This window comes from Stenotrophomonas sp. SMYL11, from assembly GCF_036320005.1.
Classification (GTDB): Bacteria; Pseudomonadota; Gammaproteobacteria; order Xanthomonadales; family Xanthomonadaceae; genus Stenotrophomonas; species Stenotrophomonas maltophilia_A.
Window position 1 is genome coordinate 509,750 of sequence record NZ_JAWIRS010000001.1, and the last position, 20,546, is coordinate 530,295.

Annotated in this window: 20 protein-coding genes and 1 tRNA gene; 12 read left to right on the forward strand and 9 right to left on the reverse strand. The window is 64.5% G+C overall.

What is annotated here, in order from left to right; all coding sequences use genetic code 11:
- Window positions 1-8: 8 nt before the first annotated feature.
- On the reverse strand, window positions 9-1,532 hold the full coding sequence (locus V3B46_RS02385; protein ID WP_329891037.1) for an FAD-dependent monooxygenase: 1,524 nt from the start codon (window positions 1,530-1,532) through the stop codon (window positions 9-11).
- Window positions 1,533-1,614: 82 nt separating this feature from the next.
- Between V3B46_RS02385 and V3B46_RS02390 the strand changes: the two genes are divergently transcribed.
- The 7 genes from V3B46_RS02390 to V3B46_RS02420 all read left to right on the forward strand — a co-directional run bounded on the left by V3B46_RS02390 (window position 1,615) and on the right by V3B46_RS02420 (window position 6,848).
- A complete protein-coding gene (locus tag V3B46_RS02390) occupies window positions 1,615-2,259 on the forward strand; it encodes a TetR/AcrR family transcriptional regulator (protein ID WP_329891038.1) in 645 nt (214 codons plus the stop codon).
- 73 nt (window positions 2,260-2,332) lie between these two features.
- On the forward strand, window positions 2,333-4,474 hold the full coding sequence (locus V3B46_RS02395) for a TonB-dependent siderophore receptor (protein ID WP_329891039.1): 2,142 nt from the start codon (window positions 2,333-2,335) through the stop codon (window positions 4,472-4,474).
- 366 nt (window positions 4,475-4,840) lie between these two features.
- On the forward strand, window positions 4,841-5,167 hold the full coding sequence (locus V3B46_RS02400) for an EF-hand domain-containing protein (RefSeq protein ID WP_329891040.1): 327 nt from the start codon (window positions 4,841-4,843) through the stop codon (window positions 5,165-5,167).
- Between the two features lie 115 nt (window positions 5,168-5,282).
- Complete coding sequence (locus V3B46_RS02405) at window positions 5,283-5,480, forward strand: hypothetical protein (RefSeq protein ID WP_010484799.1); 198 nt, start codon at window positions 5,283-5,285, stop codon at window positions 5,478-5,480.
- A gap of 445 nt (window positions 5,481-5,925) precedes the next feature.
- The gene (locus V3B46_RS02410; RefSeq protein ID WP_267874158.1) at window positions 5,926-6,048 is read left to right on the forward strand and encodes a hypothetical protein; all 123 of its coding nucleotides are present in this window, start codon (window positions 5,926-5,928) and stop codon (window positions 6,046-6,048) included.
- Complete coding sequence (locus V3B46_RS02415) at window positions 6,045-6,515, forward strand: outer membrane lipoprotein (protein ID WP_329891041.1); 471 nt, start codon at window positions 6,045-6,047, stop codon at window positions 6,513-6,515. Before V3B46_RS02410 ends, V3B46_RS02415 begins: the two co-directional genes overlap by 4 nt.
- Window positions 6,516-6,524: 9 nt before the next feature.
- Window positions 6,525-6,848, forward strand: coding sequence for an EF-hand domain-containing protein (locus V3B46_RS02420; protein ID WP_329891042.1), 324 nt, complete (start codon window positions 6,525-6,527; stop codon window positions 6,846-6,848).
- 184 nt (window positions 6,849-7,032) lie between these two features.
- Here the strand turns inward: V3B46_RS02420 and V3B46_RS02425 are convergent, their stop codons facing one another.
- The 4 genes from V3B46_RS02425 to V3B46_RS02440 form a co-directional block, all read right to left on the reverse strand.
- Complete coding sequence (locus V3B46_RS02425) at window positions 7,033-7,488, reverse strand: hypothetical protein (protein WP_329891043.1); 456 nt, start codon at window positions 7,486-7,488, stop codon at window positions 7,033-7,035.
- A gap of 95 nt (window positions 7,489-7,583) precedes the next feature.
- Window positions 7,584-8,909 carry a Smlt3024 family type IV secretion system effector gene (locus tag V3B46_RS02430; protein WP_329891044.1) on the reverse strand — a complete coding sequence of 442 codons (1,326 nt, stop codon included), beginning with the start codon at window positions 8,907-8,909 and terminating at the stop codon, window positions 7,584-7,586.
- 22 nt (window positions 8,910-8,931) lie between these two features.
- Window positions 8,932-9,795 (reverse strand): Smlt3025 familytype IV secretion system inhibitor, encoded by an 864-nt coding sequence (locus V3B46_RS02435; protein ID WP_154263943.1) that lies wholly within the window; start codon window positions 9,793-9,795, stop codon window positions 8,932-8,934.
- 151 nt (window positions 9,796-9,946) lie between these two features.
- Window positions 9,947-10,294, reverse strand: a complete 348-nt coding sequence (locus V3B46_RS02440; protein WP_329891045.1) for a winged helix-turn-helix transcriptional regulator — start codon at window positions 10,292-10,294, stop codon at window positions 9,947-9,949.
- A 102-nt stretch (window positions 10,295-10,396) separates the two neighbouring features.
- Here V3B46_RS02440 and acuI point away from each other — a divergent pair, with 102 nt between their 5' ends.
- Together acuI and V3B46_RS02450 are read left to right on the forward strand one after the other, a co-directional pair.
- Complete coding sequence (acuI, locus tag V3B46_RS02445; protein WP_329891046.1) at window positions 10,397-11,386, forward strand: acrylyl-CoA reductase (NADPH); 990 nt, start codon at window positions 10,397-10,399, stop codon at window positions 11,384-11,386.
- Window positions 11,387-11,887: 501 nt separating this feature from the next.
- On the forward strand, window positions 11,888-14,641 hold the full coding sequence (locus V3B46_RS02450; protein WP_329891047.1) for a UvrD-helicase domain-containing protein: 2,754 nt from the start codon (window positions 11,888-11,890) through the stop codon (window positions 14,639-14,641).
- A 154-nt stretch (window positions 14,642-14,795) separates the two neighbouring features.
- Here the strand turns inward: V3B46_RS02450 and V3B46_RS02455 are convergent, their stop codons facing one another.
- Together V3B46_RS02455 and V3B46_RS02460 are read right to left on the reverse strand one after the other, a co-directional pair.
- A complete protein-coding gene (locus V3B46_RS02455; protein WP_046986722.1) occupies window positions 14,796-15,047 on the reverse strand; it encodes a hypothetical protein in 252 nt (83 codons plus the stop codon).
- A gap of 349 nt (window positions 15,048-15,396) precedes the next feature.
- Window positions 15,397-15,486, reverse strand: a tRNA-Ser gene (locus V3B46_RS02460).
- A gap of 124 nt (window positions 15,487-15,610) precedes the next feature.
- On the opposite strand from V3B46_RS02460, the gene V3B46_RS02465 reads away from it, so the two are divergent.
- Window positions 15,611-16,681, forward strand: a complete 1,071-nt coding sequence (locus V3B46_RS02465; RefSeq protein ID WP_329891048.1) for a DUF4241 domain-containing protein — start codon at window positions 15,611-15,613, stop codon at window positions 16,679-16,681.
- A gap of 81 nt (window positions 16,682-16,762) precedes the next feature.
- Here V3B46_RS02465 and V3B46_RS02470 read toward each other — a convergent pair whose 3' ends face one another.
- A complete protein-coding gene (locus tag V3B46_RS02470; protein WP_005410175.1) occupies window positions 16,763-17,755 on the reverse strand; it encodes a LysR family transcriptional regulator in 993 nt (330 codons plus the stop codon).
- A 123-nt stretch (window positions 17,756-17,878) separates the two neighbouring features.
- Here V3B46_RS02470 and V3B46_RS02475 point away from each other — a divergent pair, with 123 nt between their 5' ends.
- Together V3B46_RS02475 and V3B46_RS02480 are read left to right on the forward strand one after the other, a co-directional pair.
- Complete coding sequence (locus V3B46_RS02475) at window positions 17,879-18,466, forward strand: FMN-dependent NADH-azoreductase (protein ID WP_149908594.1); 588 nt, start codon at window positions 17,879-17,881, stop codon at window positions 18,464-18,466.
- 222 nt (window positions 18,467-18,688) lie between these two features.
- Window positions 18,689-19,039, forward strand: a complete 351-nt coding sequence (locus tag V3B46_RS02480) for an SH3 domain-containing protein (RefSeq protein ID WP_329891049.1) — start codon at window positions 18,689-18,691, stop codon at window positions 19,037-19,039.
- Between the two features lie 142 nt (window positions 19,040-19,181).
- On the opposite strand, the gene serS is transcribed toward V3B46_RS02480, so the two are convergent.
- Window positions 19,182-20,462 (reverse strand): serine--tRNA ligase, encoded by a 1,281-nt coding sequence (serS, locus tag V3B46_RS02485; RefSeq protein WP_329891050.1) that lies wholly within the window; start codon window positions 20,460-20,462, stop codon window positions 19,182-19,184.
- Window positions 20,463-20,546: the final 84 nt, after the last annotated feature.

The window sequence follows — 20,546 nt, forward strand, 5'->3', positions numbered from 1 at the left end:
CCGGCAGATCACCGCGTCAGACCGGTCCAGGAAGCAAGCACTGAATCGAGGCCGGACATATCCCCCCCTACGCCGCAGGCCCAGGCAACGATGCCATCCGGGCGCACCAGCACTGCCCCCAGGCCCGATGCCGCATCTCCAGTATTTGCGGCGCAGGCGATGGAAGGCTGCCAGCATTGGCCATGCTGCGGCGGAGAAGACGCCGGGTCGAAAACAAGCAGCGCCCCCTGCCCCGCTCTCAGCAGTTCGCCCAAGCGGCGGCCACCGACCAACCGGAAATCCGGCGCGCTCCTGCCGACCAGCGGGTGCTCTCCGTCAAGATCCAGCTGCTGCGAAACACCCCAGATCCGTTCGGCCAGATAGGTGGCGCCATCGCGGGTGCCGGCCAGATCGGCCATGACCGCCGCCAACGCGCGCGAACCGGCTCCAGGACGCATCAGCGCAACCTGCGCGCGCGACCAGTCCAGTACGTTGGCGCCAATTGGATGCCGTTCCGCGTGATAGCTGTCCAGCAGCGCCATGCAAGCGTCACCGCGTATCACGCTGGCCAGTTTCCAGCCCAGGTTCATCGCGTCGCCGATGCCCAGATTCAGGCCCTGCCCTCCCAACGGGGAATGCACGTGCGCAGCGTCGCCTGCCAGCAGCACTCGGCCGTTGCGATAGGCGCCGGCCTGGCGCGCACCATCGGTCCAGGTGCTGTGCAGATGCAGCGCGGTGATGGTCACGTCCCGGGCAGACACACGTCGCAGCAGCGACTGCGCTTCGTCCAGCGCGAGAGGCTTTCGATGCCCGGCACCGCCATCGAAATCGGCAAGCGCAAGCACACCGGGTGGATTGAAATTACACATGCCCTGCGCGGTGTACTGACGGCCCGGGGTCAGCGCGCCGGGATCTTCCAGATCGACCTGCAGCGAATGACCGGTGAATTCGGGACCCGTGCCGATGAAACTGAAACCGCATTGCTTGCGCACTGTGCTGCGGCCTCCATCGCAACCTACCAGCCAGCGACCACGTACCGCCCCGTCAGCGGTCTCGGTCTCCACTTCGGTGGCACCGGCGCGCACCGCCTGTACTGCACGCCCGCGTTCGATGCGCACGCCCAGCGTGGTCGCACGTTCGCCCAACACCGTTTCCAGGGCCTGCAGCTCCACCGCCATCTGGGTGCCCACCGGCGACGGCAGGCGCCAGGTCCAGCGCGTGCGGTCGATGTCGTCCAACGCAAACGGTATTCCGGCGAAGTGGCCGCCCAGCGCCCGCGGCTGCGCGAGCCAATGGGCGGTACCGGGCGGCGGCGCCCCCTTCTCGGGCTTGAGCACCTGTGTCGCGGCGACCGCGTCCAACAGGCCGCGCCGATCCAGTGCCTCCAGCGTAGGGGCGTTCAAGCCGCGCAGCCCGAATGGCAAGCGCTTCAACGGCGAAACGGCGGACCTGGCCTGTTCCAGCACCAGCACTGAACACCCGGCCTGGGCCAGTTCACAGGACAGGAACAGGCCGACCGGGCCAGCGCCGGCAATGACGACGTCGTACAGCATGGGGAATCCTTGTGAGTGCCGGGTCGGCGCTCTGGCGGGTCAAATGTTACACTCGGTGTACGTTTCCACAAGTGAACCGCCCATGACCCCGCCCCCAGGCCGTCGCGAACAACGCAAGGCCGAAACCCGACAAGCGATTTCGGACGTCGCCACCGAGCTGATCATCCGGCGCGGCTTCGAGGCCGTCTCCATGTCCGAAATCGCCGAAGCCGCGGGCGTCTCACGCAAGACGGTCTTCAACTACTTCGCCAGCAAGGAAGACCTGGTGTTCGATCGCGATGAGGAGGCGCGCATGCTGCTGCGCGAGGGCATGATGGCGCGCAGCAGCATGACCCCGCTGGCGGCCTTCCAGTCACTGGTGCGCGAGTTGCTGGAGGCTGGCCATCCGCTGCTGCGCGTCAATGCCGGCGCTGCCGCCTTCTGGGGCACCGTCGCGGAGAGCCCGGTGCTGCTCGCGCACGCGCGGCGGCTGCAGGCGCAGTTGACTGACGATCTGGCGCGATTGATGGCCGACGCTGCCTGCCGGCCCGAACATGACGCCGAAGCGCGATTGGGCGCGGCCATGCTGCTGGCGTCGATGGTGGCGGCCTATGAGAAAGGACTGGCAAGCCAACTGCAGGGCGAGGACCCGCGTGAGGCCATGCTGCAGCTGATCGTGCGCGGCGCCACCGGGGTACTGGTGGCCTTGGCGGGCACCCCGTATACGGACCCCGGCGCGCGTCCATAGCGCATTCGGGGGATAGGTCACGAAGTGTTGCAAATGCTAATCTTTCTCATTTGCAGACACCCACCCTCTCCCGATGCCTCTTCCAATGCCCCTGCAACGCGCCTTGTGCCTGGCACTGACCCTGCCCCTGGTAACCCTTGCCCATGCTGTCCAGCCCTCCACTGCCGCGCCAAAAGACCTGGACAAGGTCGAAGTTCGCGGACGTGCACAGACCCTGTACCGGGTGGACGATGCTGCGGTCGGCACCCGCACGGATACACCGCTGGAGCTGGTCCCACAATCGATCCAGGTCATCCCGCGTGAACTGATCGACGACCAGGCCGCGCGCCAGGTGACCGACCTCTATCGCAGCATCAGCGGCATCAGCTACTTCAGCTATGCCGGGGTGACCCTGCGCGGCTTCCGCCAGGAGAACGTGCTGTATGACGGCCTGCGCGGCGACCCGTATGCAGGTTTCTCGGTCCCGCAGTTGTTCAACATCGAGCGCGTGGAAGTGCTGAAGGGACCGGCAGGTGCGCTGTATGGCGGTGGTGATGCAGGCGGCGTCATCAACTATGTAACCCGCAAACCGAAAGCCAGTGCCGGGCGCAACATCGAGATCCAGCTGGGCGACAAGGACTTCCGTGCCGGATCGATCGAGGGTACCGGGCCGTTGAATGCCGCCGGCAGCCTACGCTATCGCGCCGGGCTCTATGCCGACAGTGAAAAGGGCGTGCGCTGGAACACCGACAGCGAGAGCGTGATCGGCGACGCCTCGCTGGCCTTCGACGTCGGCCAGACCGGCGAACTGGTGCTGCAGTTCACCGACATCACCCAGAACCTTGGCGGCAACCGTCTGCGCGGCGTGCCGGTCAACGATGCAGGCACGTTCCTGACCGACCGCCGCTGGAACCACAACGAGGCCAGCGACTTCCTCGACATGCGCGCAAAAGTTGCGCTGGCGCAGTACCGTTTCGCGCCGAGCGACACTCTGGACGTGGACTTCGCCGCCCGCTGGTTCAGCAACAACGAACACCAGATGTACCACGAGCCGATGGGCCTGATCGATCGTGACCGCGATGGCGTGGCCGAGTGGATGACCCGCCAGCTGCGCAACCAGATCCGCGACAACGAAGCATTCACTGCCAACGGCAATGCAGTCTGGCGGGTGACGACCGGCGCGGTTGAGCACAAGGTGTTGTTCGGTGCCGATGTGTACCAGCTGGATGCGGATTTCACTGCACAGACCGCCAACAGCGCCGACCTTGCACGTGGTGCGGGGCCGGTGCGCGGCATCGACCTGTTCAATCCCGTGTACGGCGCCAGTACCTGGCACGACTACAACCTGGCGGCCCTGCCCTGGCGCAGCACGTCCACCCGCAGCAAGCGCTATGGCGGCTACCTGCAGGACGAGCTGGCACTGGGCACACGCTGGCATGTGCTGGCCGGGCTGCGCTGGGATGGCTTCAAGGACGACGACCGCATCGCCGGCAGCAGTGTGGACGGCAACGATCTCAGCTGGCGGCTGGGCAGCACGTTCACCGTGCACGAGGGCCTGAATGTCTACGCCAACGTCGCCAGTGGTTTCGTGCCGCAGAGTGCCGCCAACCAGAACCCGGTCGCTGGCGGACCGTTCGATGCCGAACGCAGCAAACAGTGGGAAGTGGGCATGAAGTCCCTGCTGGCCGACCGTGTGACCTTGAACATGGCGGCCTACCGGATCGATCGCAGCAACATCGTGCAGGCCACCGGCGAGGTGATTGGTGGCGTGAACCAGTTGGCCGCGCTGGGCCTGGTGCGCAGTACCGGCATGGAGCTGGACCTTCTGGCCGATCTCACCGAGCGCTGGGTGCTGAACCTCACCTACGCCTACAACGATGCGCGGGTGAAGGACGCCGGCCCGAATGGCATCACCAACGCCTCCGGCGACCGATTCGCCAATGCGCCGCGCAACAAGCTGGGATTGTGGACGCGTTATGACCTGCCGGCGATCAACTCCGCCATCGGCTTTGGCGCGGATCACGTTGGCGAGCGCGTCAGCCTGGATGGGCAGACGGTCAAGGCCTACACCGTGTTCGACATGAGCTGGAAGACCACGTGGAAGCAATGGCAGTTCCAGGCCAACGTCAAGAACCTGTTCGACAAGGTGTACGCGGCCAGTGGCTTCATCGAACGCAACGGGCATTTCCCGGGCGAGCCGCGGCGGGTGTATGTGCAGGCGGCTTACAGCTTCTGACGCAGGGCTGGGGGCGGTGATGATGGGGAGGTGGCAACCCACCTCCGCTGTTGGTGTCAGTGCGAGCAGGCCACCAGCATCGAGCGAGGGGGCCATCTGGGTGGAAGTGAAACCGTCGTTGTTGCCCACCGCGATGGCGTTGCTGCCGTCGCCATCCTTGTTGAAGACTACATAGCCGCCTGGGCACATCTGCCCGGCCTTTTCGTAGCAGCCACTCCAGGAACTGGAGCCGCTGCAGTCGATGGAGACGCCGCGCCGGCCATCGGGGGTAACGGTCATCTTGGCGGTGGTGCAGCCACTCAACGCGGCCACAAGCAACAACGGAACGAACATCTTCATCGGTACTCCAGGGATTGGGGGCAGCGAGTGGGCCGCGTGTTCCAGCCAGATAGGCGTTGGTTCCGGATTCCCGCCGGCACGCCGTGCCGCACGACTCGATCCGGTAGCGTCGAAGGCCGAGTACGCGAAATGTCAGCAGGGTCGTTTCAGCAAGCAGGCCACTCCATCGACGCCGCGTTTTCCGCGATGGACAGGAACAAAGACGGCAGGATCAGCAAGGAGGAAGCCATCGTGGTGCCGGAGATCGCGAAGTACTTCGCAGGCCTGGACACCGATGGTGATGGCTATCTGTCGCTGAGGGAAATGCAACAGGCCATGGTTGCCGCTCAGACTGCAGACGCGCCAACAAAGTAAATCCAGGGCGGGGCGCTGAAGATGGATGCCCATCCAGGCGCGGTGCGGGTTGAATACACCCTCTTCCCACGTTAGCCTCCGAGCTGCCCAAGGAGGGCTATCAACGGAGTGAAGCATGAAGATTGGATTCAAGCTGTCTGTTGCTATTGCGGCTGCTGCACTGACCCTGGGAATCGGCAGTGCCTCCGCGCAGTCCCGCTGTACCCCGTGCTACACCGCCTACGAGGCCTGCCTCGCAGCGGGCAATGGCGAGAACGTCTGTTACCCGGCGTTTGCCCGCTGCCTGCGTAACAGCGGCTGCACCATCCCGTAAGTCACGCACTGGCGTGATATGTGCCGGCCCCCGTTTCGGGGGCTGGCACTGGTGCTTCTCGGAAGGTGCTCCTCGCTCCTCACGGTATCAGTCTGCATTCCAGCTGGCCGGCCGAGCCGAGCATGCACGCAGAATACCCATCCGCCATATCGGTAGCACATTGCGCCCAGCGCATCTGCGTGACGGCGCGCGGACCCGGTGCTGAGCCCCCGGCACCCTTTTCCGTCCTTCGCAGCATCAATCCTGCCAGGTGACAGTACCGGGCAGATCGTCCCAATTCAGGTATCCTTGCGCGCAGTCAGCCACGCCTTCATGCGGCCACTGCGGTGCAGCATCGTCGACGATCGCCCGCTACGAGCTGATCGATCGTGCCACCGGCAGCATCGTATACACCCAGGATGTCAGCGCGTCCGGCGAAGTTCCGTTCAACTACGCCTTTGCAGGCGTGATCCGTGCCCGTGAGTCGATCAGCCGCTCGGCCCAGAACAACATCGCCCAGTTCCTGCAGTCTCTGGAGACAGTGGATATCTCCAAGCTGATGTTCCCGAACAAGCAGGAAGCGCCGTGAAGCGCCTGCTGCTGGCCGCATCCGCTGCTGTGATACTGACCGCATGCGCACCAAATGTGCGCACGGACAGCTACTCCATCGGTTCGGTGGGACAGGTCAATCGCACCGTCAGCGGCACGGTCATCAGTGTCCGTGCGGTCAGTATTGACGGCTCACAGGGCGGTGGTGCCGTAGCCGGCGCTGCGGCTGGCGGTGTGGCCGGCTCCACCATCGGTGGCGGCGACCAGGCGGCGGCCATCGGTGCCATTGGCGGCCTGGTGGTAGGCGCGATTGCCGGTGCAGCCTCCGAACGCGCACTTTCGCAGGCCAAGGGCCTGGAATACGTGGTGCAGACGGAGAACGGAAATCTGATGACAGTTGTACAAGGCCCCGATCCGGTATTCAGCACCGGCATGCGGGTGCTGGTGCTGTATGGATCGCCCTCGCGCATCATTGCCGATCCGCGCCAAGCGAAGACAACGCCGTAAGCCCCAACGATGCCCCTTCCGAAGGGCATCGTTGTATTGGACACCGAGGGGGAGATGGCAACTCAGCCCTTGCCGGCATCGGTGCAAGCGGGACAGCAGCCACGCCAGCTCGCCGTCATGGACAGCAACGGCAATGGTCGCATCGGCAAGTCCGAGTCCGCGAAGTACCAGCAGGCACGCTTCAGCAGCCAAGCTGACTCCATCGACGCCGCGTTCAAGGAAATGGATGCCGACAAAGACGGAAAGATCAGCAGGAAGGACGCAGGGTGGTGCCGGAAATCGCGAAGTATTTCGCGGGGCTGGCTACCGATGGCGATGGCTATCTGCCGCTGAAGGAAATGCAGCAGGCCATGCTGGCCGCGCTGACAGCAGACGCCCCGGCGAAGCAGCACCCCGATACGGGATGCCACGTTGCATCGCGTTGGTAGGTGTCCACCTTGGTGGGCACAGCTCCGTCACCACACGCGGGGGCCAGAACGCCCACCAATGTGGGCATCTACCAGGTAACGTGCGGCGCTCAGCGCACCTTGTACAGCACCGCCGCACCCGGGCGCGGCTCAAACGAGGGCACCGTCTGCTGCGTGAGCGCCGTGCCCTTGGCATCCCACACCAGCGTCTCCACCGGGTACTCATCCTTGCGCGTCATCTGGTCGATCTTCGCCACAACCACCGTCGCAGCGGCCGGAACCTCCGGATTCCAGCCAAACACACCCACCCGGCCGTAGAACACAGCCGGCGCAGACGCATCGAGGCGGCGGTCGGGGCACATCACTAGGCCACGGTCGAGCATGACGCGCAGCGCGCCCACCGGCACCTTCTTCACCGTAGGCGCCGTGCGCTCAGTACTGTGGCCTGGGCAGACGTTGGCGGCGCGGGTGACCATGTCTTCGGCCACCTGCCGGTCGGATTGGGCGAAGGCCAGGGCCGGGGCCAGGCAGAGGCCCAGCAGGACAAGCGGGGACGTCCGGGTCATTGCAGGTTCCTGTGATGGATGCCAATCGAACTTAGCAATGCCGGCGCACAGAGTTGCAAAGATCGCGTGAGGCAGGGGCTATGGCGGCCCGGACCCTAGCCCATGCGCATGGCCGGGGTGTCGCGCGCCTGCACTTCGATTTCCTGCTGATGGCGCTGCGCGTGTACCTGTCCACGATCCGCACCGACGGCCTGCAGCGCCTGCAGTGACTGCTCGACCGGCGTCTGCACCGCCCTATCCGTGGGCATGGCGGCGCGCAGATGCGCCGGATCATTCAACTCCCCCTGCACCACGAACACGTTGCGGCCGGCCGGGTGATCGGCGGTCTGGGCGCTCAGCAGCACATGGTCGGCACGTTCGAGCTGGTTGCGGCGCGCCAATGCCATCACGCTCGCCACGAGGCGCTCGCTGTTCTCATCGTGGGTACGCCCTGCGCTGGCATCGATCGCGGCCACGCCTTCGCGCACCTGCTGCATCAATGCGTACTCACGGTGGCCCGGACCAATGTCAGCCAGACGGGTCGGTGCCTGTGTGGGATCCGGCACCGCGTCTACCGCTGCGGTAAGCGGGCTGCGGGTAATGGTCCGATACGGGTCGTCCGGGTGGAACTGGGTGCGCTTCTCCTGCCGCTCCAGACGAACCTCGCGGGCGTCGTTGAGTTCGGCGATACGGGCGGGATCAGTGATCTCGCGCAATGACAGGTGGCCGCCGCCCGCACTGACGCTGGCCCATTTCCTGTCGGCTTCGAAGTACATCGCGTAGTAGCTGTTGCCACCGATGACGTTTGGATCGACCGCAGAGCGGCCCTCCAGTGCCTGGGTGGCTTCCAGCGCGCTCAACCGGGTCAGGTATTGCCCGCCCTTCGCCCATCCCATCTGGCTGATGGCATCGACGCTGGTGTTGCCTACGCGCGGGCCCCCGGCGTAGTCATTGTTGAGCATGTTGGTCCAGATCTGTTCCAGCTTCTCCGGGCCGCTCTTCTGCTCGGCCGCCTCCAGCAGCACGCGGGGCGTCCAGCAGTTGGGATCAAGCTCATGCCGTTCAAATGCACGGTCGTGGGCCAGCATCACATCCTTGCCGGGGAGATTCAGTGCCAATTCGGGACGTCCCTGCTCCATCCAGTACAAGCGTCGCTCCAGGTCCTGGCGCAGAAGCGTCTGGCCAAACATCTCCCATTGGCGCTCGCTCAGCTGCGCGTCGGGGAAGCCGGAGCCCTTGCCCTCCTGGTGCCGGGCATAATCCTGTGCGTAACTGTTTGCAACGCGGCCTGGCAGGCTGTCGTTGCGAACGACACCCAGCGCAAGCGTCCCGTAGCCATCCGCATCCGGCAGCTGCGACAGATAGTTCCAGTACAACTCGCGGTTTCCGGCCTTGGCATAGCTGGCCAGAATCTTAAGATTCTCTTGCGTCAATCCGCCCATTGCCTGCTCCTGAATGCACTCATTACCGGACTCGGCTGCGCGCGAGGACATCCCGCACCGCATCTTCCATCCGCTTCCAGTCACCCAGGAAGGCCCGCTTGTAGTTCAGCGAGATGGAAAGCTTGTTCTCCACATCCGAGAAATAGTGGAAGCAACCTGCCGCCGCTTGCCCTTGCTCACTGATGACCTGATCGCCCTGCAGGCGAACGCCATCCCCCCGGAAGGCCGTGCTTTCGCATTTGATGAATGTGGCCAGGCTGCCGTTGGGAGCGCGCGCGATGTACCAATCATCTTCAAAGGCAGGATTGCGGGTGGGCGGCCTTCCATAGCGCGCTTGGTATTCCTTCGAGAAAACGACCATCTTTGTTTCATCGATGGCGTAAGGCGTCAGGCCCATGACGTCGGGCCGCGCAATCCGCAGATCGAGCCGATCCCGAGGATCCCTCCGCTCCACCGACCCCTCTTCAGTGGATGCCTGGTTCGAGGACAGTCGCTCCAATGATGTTTCGATTGGTGCGCGATCAATGTAATCGATCGCCACGGCAATCTCCTTGCGGAAATCATTCGTACGCGGATTCGCCCGGGCACCCGGCAGTGTCGGCTTCATGTCCGGCCACTCGATGACCAGCGTCACGCCCTCGCCGGGCCACGGTGCAATCTGGCTATCCAGGTAGTTGGCCGGAATGCGGAAGGTACTCGGCCCCAGCTTCACGTCCACGGGGGCATCGGTATAGGTGTGGCCGTTGATCGTGCGGCCGGTCTGGGCTGCGCCGGACATGTCGGGATTCCTTTCGTGTTCGGTGGACGGTGGCCGTGCACACGCGCCGGCACTCACTACGACGGCAAGTGCGAGCGTCAGGCAACGGCCGGGGGACATCACGTGCATGGGCACTCCATTGCAGGGTTCCGGCGCCACTATAGCCAACCGGGCGTCAACAGAGCCGGAACCCCATCGCAGCCCTTCATGGAACCAGGCGGTGCTCCACATGCGCCGCCTGCAGTACTGCGGTTATTGCTTCGGCGCTCCGCTTCAGGTCTCAGCCGTCGCTGTCCGTGCTTCTATGGCCGCGATAGGTTTCACCCCACTCGCGCATGGCCAGCAGCACCGGCACCAGTGTGCGCCCGAACCCGGAAAGCTCGTACTCCACCTTCGGCGGCACTTCCGGGTACACGTGGCGGATCACCACGCCATCGGCTTCCAGTTCACGCAGCTGGCTGGTGAGCATGGACTGGGTGGCATTGGGCACCCCCCGCGTCAGCTCCATGAAGCGACGCTTGCCGGTCATCAGGTGAAAGAGGATGACAGGCTTCCACACGCCACCCATCACCGACAGCGTGACCTCCACAGCGCAACCGCTCTTGCCGTCCCAACGCCTGCTACGCATGAATACTCCGGAAAACCATAGTACCTACGGAAAATCATCGTTCTTGTTGCGATAACGGTGCGAGCCTAGCATGAGTTCATCCACTGAACGTGAGCCCCCACCATGAGTTTCAAGGCACTGCTGACCCGCAAAACGAACGACGGCGTATCCACGGAACTGGTCGATTTCGATGACGCCAACCTGATGGACGGCGACGTGCTGGTGCAGGTTGAATATTCAACGCTGAACTACAAGGACGCACTGGCCCTCACCAATTCGCGTCCAGTCATCCGCACCTTCCCGTTGATTCCCGGCATCGACCTTTCCGGCGTGGTGCTGGAGTCGAGCAATGCCGATTTCCAGCCCGGTGACCGTGTCGTGTTGAATGGCTGGGACCTGAGCATGAGCCACCATGGCGGCCTGGCGCAGCGCGCCCGCGTGCGTGGCGAATGGCTCAACAGGATTCCCGACAACCTGACCACCCGCGACGCCATGGCCATCGGCACCGCTGGCTATACCGCCATGCTGTGCGTACTGGCCCTGGAACAAGCCGGCGTGACGCCGGACAAGGGCGATGTGCTGGTGACCGGCGCCAACGGTGGCGTCGGCTCGATCGCGGTGGCGATTCTTTCAAAGCTGGGCTATCGCGTTGTGGCTGCCACCGGACGCCCGGAACACGCCGAGTATCTGCACAGCCTGGGTGCCGCCGAGATCATCGATCGCGCACAGCTTTCAGAACCGCGCGACCGTCCGGTGAGCGCCGAGCGTTGGGCCGGCGTGATCGATGTGGCCGGCGGCCCTACCCTCGTCAACGCGATTGCCGAGACGAAATACCGCGGCGCCGTCGCCGCCTGTGGACTGGCGCAGAGCGATGCACTGCACGGCTCGGTGCTGCCCTTCATTCTCCGCAACGTAACCCTTGCCGGCGTGGATTCGGTGAACGCGCCACAGGACGTTCGCCAGCGTGCGTGGGACCGGCTTGCCACCGACCTGGATCCGCAGAAGCTTGAAAGCACGGTGCAACTGATTGGGCTTGCCGACGTGCTTGAGGTTTACGAGCAGATCATCCCGGGCAAGGTGCGTGGGCGGATTGTCGTGGATGTGAATGCCTGAGCGGATGACCGCAACCGCGCTCGATTGATGCGGGGGGATGGAGGGCTGCAACGCGCCCTCGATGCTGCAGCGAATGGTGAACCAGCCGTAACACACGCGGCGCCACAGTGGCCCTTGGCCGCCACCGGTCGCATACCCTCAGGCTCCCACCGCCGCTGGGTCATCGACATGAGCGCCAAACGCAAGATCCCGTCTGGCGGAATGACGGTGCCATCGTCCATCACGATCAGTATGTCGGAAACTTCTCCCTCGTGCCCTTGCCTCGCAGCGGGCACCAGGATCCTCAATGGATCCGTCCGGATATCGTAGCCACCACCGGTGTGCTTCAAGGTTCCCACGCGGTTCCAGTCGATGTCCATGGCCTGCTCCTGGATCCAGACGCGTCATGATGCATGCGCCAGACAATTGAGAAGGCCAAACGCAACGTCAAGGCCCCTTATCATGCGGGCTTAGGGGCGCTACATGCCCGGTTGACGCTTGCAAGGCAGTACCTGGATGTCTATGGAATGGCGCCCCTCGATCTGGGGCCAACGTGTGACTCGTTCACCACACTGGTGGCTGCGGTTGGATGGCGAGAACATCGAGCTGAACGTCGCCGGTCAGCAGTACCGGCAACGCGTGGATGATGATCACAGCGTGCAGGTCATTCCAGGGCTTTTCTGGTCGCAGGTCGAGCTGCAGACAGAAGGCGCCGCGCGGCTGTCGGTGGACGGGCTTTCCAACGCGCAGGCGTCACGGCTTGCGGCGGCGCTGCAGCACGTGCGCTTTGCGCGCACCACACGCGGGCGCAAGGCCTTGTTTGACACGATCCTGGAGCAGATCCAGACGTGGTTGAGCGCCGCGGATGCCCTCATCGACCGCGGCAGTGCCGGCTGCCGCTGGATCACCCACGAGCAGCAGCAGGCGCTGCTGGCCGAGCGCTCCTCCCTGCCGCTGCCGCCGCCGGAGTTGGAGCAACTGTTCCTTGATGAAAACGTGCATGGCGACCTGCATTCGCACAACCATCGTGCTGCGCTGGATGCCCTGCACGACTGGCAGCTGGATTGGCCGGTCGTCTGGGCCGAGGCCAACGCGACCATGGCAACGCGGGAGTTGGTGCTGGCCAGGGACTTCCTGGACCGAGTCGAGAGCAAGCCCCTGACCGAAGAGCAGGCCCGCGCGGTCATCTGCTTCGACAACCGCGTGCAGGTCGTGGCCGCGGCCGGCTCTGGCAAAACTTCCACGATGGTCGCCAAGGCCGCTTATGCCATCGATCGCGGCTTCGTCGATGCCGAACGGATCGTGATGCTCGCCTTCAACAAGGACGCCGCCAAGGAGCTGGAGGAGCGCGCGCAGCGATGCTTCGACCGGCTCGGCATGGGCGACACCGTGGTCGAAGCCCGAACCTTCCACGCCCTCGGCCTGGCCATCATCGCCAAAGCGACAGGGCGCAAGCCCGATATCCCGGAATGGGCGGTCGACGCGACGCTGGGCTTCAACAAGCTGGCCGAACTGGTGGATGACCTGAAGGACCGCTCGACCCATTTCCGCACCCAGTGGGACATGTTCCGCCTGGTATTCGGGCGCGACCTGCCGCCATTCGGCGCGGAAATGGAGGCCGACGGCTACAACCGCGATGGCACGCCCTACATTCGCACCCTCCAAGGTGAGCGGGTGAAGAGCCTGGAAGAGTGCGTGATCGCCGACTGGCTGTTCTACAACGGCGTGGCGTACGACTACGAACAGCGCTATGAATTCGATACCGCGACAGACACCCACCGCCAGTATCGTCCGGACTTCTACTATCCGGACGCCCAGCTGTATCACGAGCACTTTGCGCTGGATGCCGATGGCCAGCCGCCGAAGCACTTTGCCAACTACAGCGAGGGCGTGCACTGGAAGCGCCAGCAGCATGTGACGCGCGGCACCGCCCTGGTCGAGACGACGTCGTTTGGCCTGCGCAGCGGGCATGCCCTGCTGGACCTCGCAGAGAAGCTTGGCGCGTCTGACGTCGAACTCGACCCGAACCCGGACCGCGAACTGCCCGATCAAGGCGCCAATCCGATGCCGGACGCGGACCTGATCGGCCTGATGCGCACCTTCGTTGCCCATGCCAAGAGCAACTGCCTGACGCTGGACGATATGGCCGCACGCCTGCGGCAGATGCCCGAGGATCAGTTCAAGGAACGCTACCGGCGCTTCCTGGAAATTGCAGGGCCGGTTTTCCAGGCCTGGGACAACGCACTGGCTGACGAGCACGGCATCGACTTCGAGGACATGCTCAACATGGCGGCCGGCCTGATGGAACAGGGCCACTATGAATCACCCTACGATCTGGTGATGGCCGACGAATTCCAGGACGCATCGCGCGCCCGTGCGCGCCTCTGCCGTGCATTGGTCAGCCAACCGGGCCGCTATCTGTTCGCGGTGGGTGATGACTGGCAGTCGATCAATCGCTTCGCCGGTGCCGACGTTTCGGTGATGACCGGATTCCGCGAGTGGACGGGCCATGGCCAGGTGCTGAAACTGGAGCAGACGTTCCGCTGCCCGCAGGCGCTCTGCGATGCTTCCAGTCACTTCGTCAGCAGGAACCCCGCGCAGATCGTCAAGGAGGTTCGCTCTGCCGCACCGGCAATGGGCCCGGTGCTGCAGGCGTTCCAGATGAACCGGCGTGAGGAGGTACAGGATGGGGTTCGCCAGTACCTCGCGAAGCTGCATCAACAGCTGCTGTCCGGGACCGTTCCACACGGGCGCGATGGGCGCGTGACAGTCTTTGTTCTGGGCCGGTATCGCGCGGATCGCGGTGCGGTGCCTTCGGATTGGAAGACGGCCTTCGGCAGCACGATGGACGTCGAGTTCCTGACCGCACATCGATCGAAGGGGCGCGAGGCGGACTACGTGATCCTGCCGGGCATGATCAACCGCAGCTTCCCGAGCCTGCGCGCGGATGACCCGGTGCTTTCGCTGGCGATGCCGGACGGCGATACCTATCCACTGAGCGAAGAACGGCGCTTGTTCTATGTCGCGCTGACCCGTGCGCGACGTTCGGTGGCGATGTTCACCCTGCAGGGCAAGCACTCGCCGTTCCTGGATGAGCTGGTGAAGGACGGAGCAGTGGAGGTGACCTCGATTTCAGGTGCAGCCATCAACGAGGAGCGCTGCCCGGTGTGCAAAGTGGGGGTGTTTGTGGAGAGGAATGGGCCGCACGGGGCTTTCAGATCGTGCTCCAGCTATCCGTTGTGCCATAACAAGCCGAGGGGTGGGCGTCGCGGGTAGCCGTCCAGGATCTGCGATCGGTTCGAACACGCAGACACCACACCTCAGTGGTGAGCGGCCGGCTGTAGCGGGCGGCAGGACCACGGACTCCCACTTTCCCACAAAGAGAAAGCCGGCACTGGGCCGGCTTATGGATCCTTTTCCAGCACCTGCATCAACGCTTTGAGCACAGCTTTCTCAAGCTGAGCACGATGTCCGCAAAGCCATAGAGGAAAGGCGCAGCAAGAAGCGCGGAGACGCCTGATCCCAAAAGCCAGGGAACAATGCCAGTAAGCGCCAACACGATGCTGATGACGCCAACCGCGGCCGACAAACCTCCGACCGTCTGTATGACAAGCGGCAGCGTCTCACTCTCTACTCGTGACTGTTCTGCCGAAGCCGGGTCCACCGCATCCATTTCACTCATGATCAGTCCTGTCCGTGAAACCTGAATACTAGCTCAGTAAACGGCATTTTGTGCTGCTGTCTCTCGGAACATCCCACCGATCAAGTGGGAGCGCTTCTTATCCGCCGACTCAGCAAGAACACAGGGGTACCGCGCACCACTTCCTGCTTGAGCCGCAGCAGCGCCGTCGACATCGGACTCCGCGTGAAACAGCAGGATCACTTCCACTGCAGCAACGGTCTGAATCGATTTCTTGATGCTCTGCCAGGAGTTTTAGCATCCATCCCTCTCCTCAGCTGAGGACAGCTGCGCAGGTAGAGACGCCTGAGAAAACAAGAAGGCCCCTATCTCTAGGGGCCTTCTGGAATCTTGGCGGAGAGAGTGGGATTCGAACCCACGGAAGGTTTAACCCTTCGCCGGTTTTCAAGACCGGTGCCTTAAACCGCTCGGCCATCTCTCCAATCGGGTCCCGGTCGCCCGGGCAGCGGCGTATTCTCGCACGTGAAGGGCATTTACCCAAGACCACCCTTGCCCCCGCCCTTCGCATCCGGCACGGTGGGGCCTTCACCGCAATCGGAGCCCCCATGGTCCACCTCGATCTGGCCAACCTGCGCACCACCCTGCTGGACGACACCCAGCTGGCCGCAGTGGCCCTGCACCGCGCGTTCGCCGGGCACCTGCCGGTCAGCAGTGGGCATCTGGTGGTCTGCGATCCGCTGGTCCAGGCCGACGCGCCCGCGCTGGCCGACTACACCGCCCCGCTGGGCCGGCATCCGGTCGAGATCATCGTGCACAGCGGCCGCCCGGCGCTGGCCGTGGTCTGGTTCAGGCCCCGCGAAGCCCTCACTGCGTCGGCCCTTCACTGGCAGATGGCGCGCTGGACCACGCAGGACCTCACTGGACTGGATGAGGACAGCTTCATTGGCTATCCGGTCGACGCCGGCATCGGCTGCTTCATGGATACCAACACTCAGCAGGCACTGCTGGCCCTGATCGAACAGGCCGATGGCGACGAAGACAGCGAATGGTCGGATGCGCTGATCGACCATGACGGCCTGGATGAGGGCGCCGAATACCGCCCCTGGGGCGAGGACTCTCCACACGGCCTGGTCGTATTCACCAGCGGCTGGGGCGACGGCGTCTATCCGAGCTACTGGGCGCTGGATACCTCCGGCATTCCGGTCGCCCTGGTGACCGACTTCCTGTGCATCCAGGGCGGTGACGGGCGCGACGAGCGCGAGATCGCCGACCAGGCCTACCGCGACAGCCTTCCACCCGAAGAGGCTGAAGCGCTGGCACGGCTTGTAGGGGCCGTGGACCGCGACGACCCGGATGCGCTGCGAGAGCTGCTGAAGGAGGCGCCACAACGCGCCAACCAGATCGAACCCGGTTGCGGCGGCACCGCCCTGTTCGAGGCGATCCGCCTGGACCGTCCACAGGCACTGCGGGTGCTGCTGCAGGGCGGCGCGTTGCCGGCAATGCCGGAGCGCCTGCACATGAGCAAGGTGACCAGCTACATGGACTACGCCCGCTTCCTGAAGAAGCCACGCAGCGCGGAACTGATGGCGGTGCTGGAAGCGCCGGTCGTTGCCGAGCCCACAGCGGCCGCACCGCCGCGGCGCAGCTTCTGGCATCGGCTGTTCGGCCGGAAGTGAACGGGACCGGAAAGCAGCAACGCCGGGCATGGCCCGGCGCTACCGTTTCACAGATCGGCGATGCAGTTGCGGGTAGGTGCCTCAGCCCGCATCCACTGCCAACGCGCCCAGCGCACTGGCCTTGATCCGCTCCTTGGCCTTTTCACAGGCGCCACCGCAATCCAGGCGCGAGGCCTCCAGCTGCGGCGGCAGGTGCTCGGCCAGGAAGTCGATGAACACGCGCACCGCCGGCAGCAGGCCGCGGCGCGAGGCGAACACGGCATGGCACACCCCCTGCGGCAGTGACCAGTCCGGCAGCACCACTTCCAGTTCACCGTTGCGCACCGCATCGGCACACACGGTTTCCGGCAGCATGGTGATGCCGAAACCGTCCTTCACCATGCTCTGCAGCAGCGGGAAGTCGAAGCCGGCCACGCGCGGCTGCAGGTCCACCCTGCGCACTTCGCCTTCCGGACCATGCAGCTCCCAGCGCTGGCGTGCTTCGTCCTCGCTGATGCTGAGGGTGACGTGCTGGGTCAGCTCTTCAGGATCCTTCGGGCGGCCGGCGCGGTCCAGGTACTTCGGGCTGGCCACCAGCAGTTCCTGCACCTGGCCGAAGCTGCGCATCACCAGGCTGCCGTCGTCGTCCAGGCGCGAACGCACGCGCAGGGCCACGTCGTAGCCTTCGTTGATGATGTCCACGCGGCGATTGCTGATGTTCAACTGCAGCCGCACCTTCGGATACTGCTCCAGGAACTTGGGCAGCAGCTTGGGCAGCTGCATCTGCGCCAGCGATACCGGCACGCTGGCGCGCACCACGCCGCGGGGTTCCGCGCTGAGGCGGTCCACCACTTCGCGGGCGGCCTGCGCCTCGGCCAGCATCGTCTGCGCGTGGCGGTGCACGCTGGTGCCGACATCGGTGACCGCGAAACGACGCGTGGAGCGCTGCAGCAGGCGCACGCCCAGGTCGGTTTCCAGCTGGCTGATGCGGCGGCTCAGGCGCGACTTGGGGATACCCAGTGCGCGCTCGGCGGCGGCGAACCCGCCGTGGTCGACCACCATCGCGAAGTAGTACAGATCATTCAGGTCATGCATGCCCGAGTTCCATATCTAGAACAATACGTGGCATTCAACCACCTTTATTCCGCCTTTGCAACAACCTATCGTTCTCTCCGTCGGCGGCAAGCCCCGCCACCTCTCCCGAACATAGGTACTGCCATGAAGCTTCTGCACATCGACGCCAGCGTGCTTGGCGACAACTCCGTCTCCCGCCACCTGACCGCCGCCGTGGTGGCCCAGTTCACGCAGCAGATCGACGGCCTGCAGGTTGATTATCGCGATCTTGACGCCAATCCGGTACCGCATCTGCGCAGCGGATCGCTTGCCAAGACCGACGCGGCCGAAGCCGCCGATGCTGAACAGGTACTCGAGCAATTCCTGGCGGCCGACATCGTGGTGATCGGCGCGCCGATGTACAACTTCAGCATTCCGTCCACGCTGAAGGCCTGGATCGACCGCGTGGCCGTGGCCGGGCGCACCTTCAAGTACACCGAGAACGGCCCGGTCGGCCTGGCCGGTGGCAAGCGGGTGATCATCGCCAGCAGCCGTGGCGGCATCTACACCGATTCGCCCGCGGACTTCCAGGAACCGTTCCTGCGCCAGACGTTTGCCTTCTGGGGCATCAACGATGTCGAGTTCGTACGCGCCGAAGGCATCGCCTACTCGCCGCAGCACCGCGAAGACGCCATTGCCGGCGCACTGGCTGCGCTGCCGTCGCACGAAGCGGCCGAGGCCGCTGCTGCATAAACGTTCCAGCGTTCGGCGCCGCTCTCTCCTCGTCTGGGCGCTGAACGCGGGCCGGGATCCCCTCCCCCATCCCGGCCCACCCTGGCGGCCCCGCTTTGCGGGGCCGTTTTTTTGTGGCGTACGGACTGAGCGCCACGTCATCCACGCATGGCGTGGATCTACTGCACGTGCGCGTGGATACGCTGCCATGCGCGACGCTCACCAGAACGTTAGGCTGGGGCCATGAACTACATCGTGACCACTGCACACCGCAGCGAATTTCCGCACCCGATCACCCTGCGCCGTGGCCAGGCGCTGGTGGTAGGCGAACGCTATGAAGGCCCGGAAGGCTGGGACGACTGGTTCCTGTGCGAAGTCGAAGGGCAGCAGCCCGGATTCGTGCCAGCACCGGTGATCGGCCGCGATGCGCAGGGTGGCGCGTTTGCCACGGAGGATTACTGCGCGCGGGAACTGGATGTGGATCCGGGGCAGATGTTGCGCGGGGTGCGCACGCTCAATGGCTGGGCGTGGTGCTTGCCGGGAACCGGCGAACCGGGATGGGTGCCGTTGGAGAAGCTGCGCGCTGTGGAGTGATCACGGTGGTTCATCCTCGCATGGCGTGGATGTAGCCCGCATTGTAGATCCACGCCATGCGTGGATACGGTGCCATGCAAGCATGGCACCCACCAGAGCCAGAGCAGTGCCATGCAAGCATGGCACCCACCCCATCAGGCTATCAGCCGATGGTTTCCAGGCCGCCCATGTACGGGCGCAGGGCCTCCGGCACGGTGATGCTGCCGTCGGCGTTCTGGTAGTTCTCCATCACCGCGATCATCGCGCGGCCAACGGCCACGCCCGAGCCATTCAGCGTGTGCGCCAGCTCCGGCTTGCCAGTGGCCGGGTTGCGCCAGCGGGCCTGCATGCGGCGGGCCTGGAAGTCACCACAGTTCGAGCACGAGGAGATCTCGCGGTAGGTCTCCTGCGACGGCAGCCAGACTTCCAGGTCGTAGGTCTTCACCGCCGAGAAGCCCATGTCGCCGGTGCACAGCAGCACTTTGCGGTACGGCAGTCCCAGCTTCTCCAGCACCACTTCGGCGCAGCGGGTCATGCGCTGGTGCTCGGCGTCGCTGTCTTCCGGGCGACAGATCGAGACCAGCTCGACCTTCTCGAACTGGTGCTGGCGGATCATGCCGCGCACGTCGCGGCCGCCGCTGCCGGCTTCGGAACGGAAGCACAGCGAGTGGGCGGTCATGCGCAGCGGCAGGCGTTCGGCGTCGAGGATCTCGTCGCGGGCGATGTTGGTCAGCGAAATTTCCGAGGTCGAGATCAGATAACGCTTCTGCTCACCCAGTTGGGTGATGAACATGTCCTCTTCAAACTTGGGCAGCTGGCCGGTGCCGTACAGGCTGTCGGCATTGACGATCACCGGCACGTTGGTCTCCTGGTACTCATGCTCACCGCTGTGCAGGTCGAGCATGAACTGGGCCAGAGCGCGATGCAGGCGCGCGATCGGGCCGCGCAGCACAGTGAAGCGCGAGCCGGACAGCTTGGCGGCAGTCTCGCCATCGAGCCACTTGTTTCGGGCGCCCAGCTCAACGTGATCGAGCACCTTGAAGTCGAACTGGCGCGGGGTGCCCCAGCGCGCCTGCTCGACGTTGTCGTTCTCGTCGGCACCGGCCGGCACGTCATCGGCCGGCAGGTTCGGAATGCCCATCGAGATGGCGTCGATCTTCTCGCGCAGCTCGTCCAGCGCCACTTCCGAGGCCTTCAGCTCGTCGGCGAAGGCAGCGACCTCGGCCATGATGGCCGAAACGTCTTCGCCCTTGGCCTTGGCCTGGCCGATGGCCTTGGAACGGCTGTTGCGCAGGCTCTGCAGCTCCTGGGTCCGCACCTGGATGCGCTTGCGATCGGCCTCCAGGGACTCCAGGGCAGTCACGTCGAGCTCGAAGCCGCGGCTGGTGCGCAGGCGTTCGGCGAGGTCGGCGGGCTGGTGGCGGAGCAGGGCTGGATCAAGCATGGCAGGTGTCGTGGTGGGTATCAGGAACGGGATTATCGCCTGTTATACGGTTTTCTGCCGCCCGGTTCATTCCCGCCGTGGCAG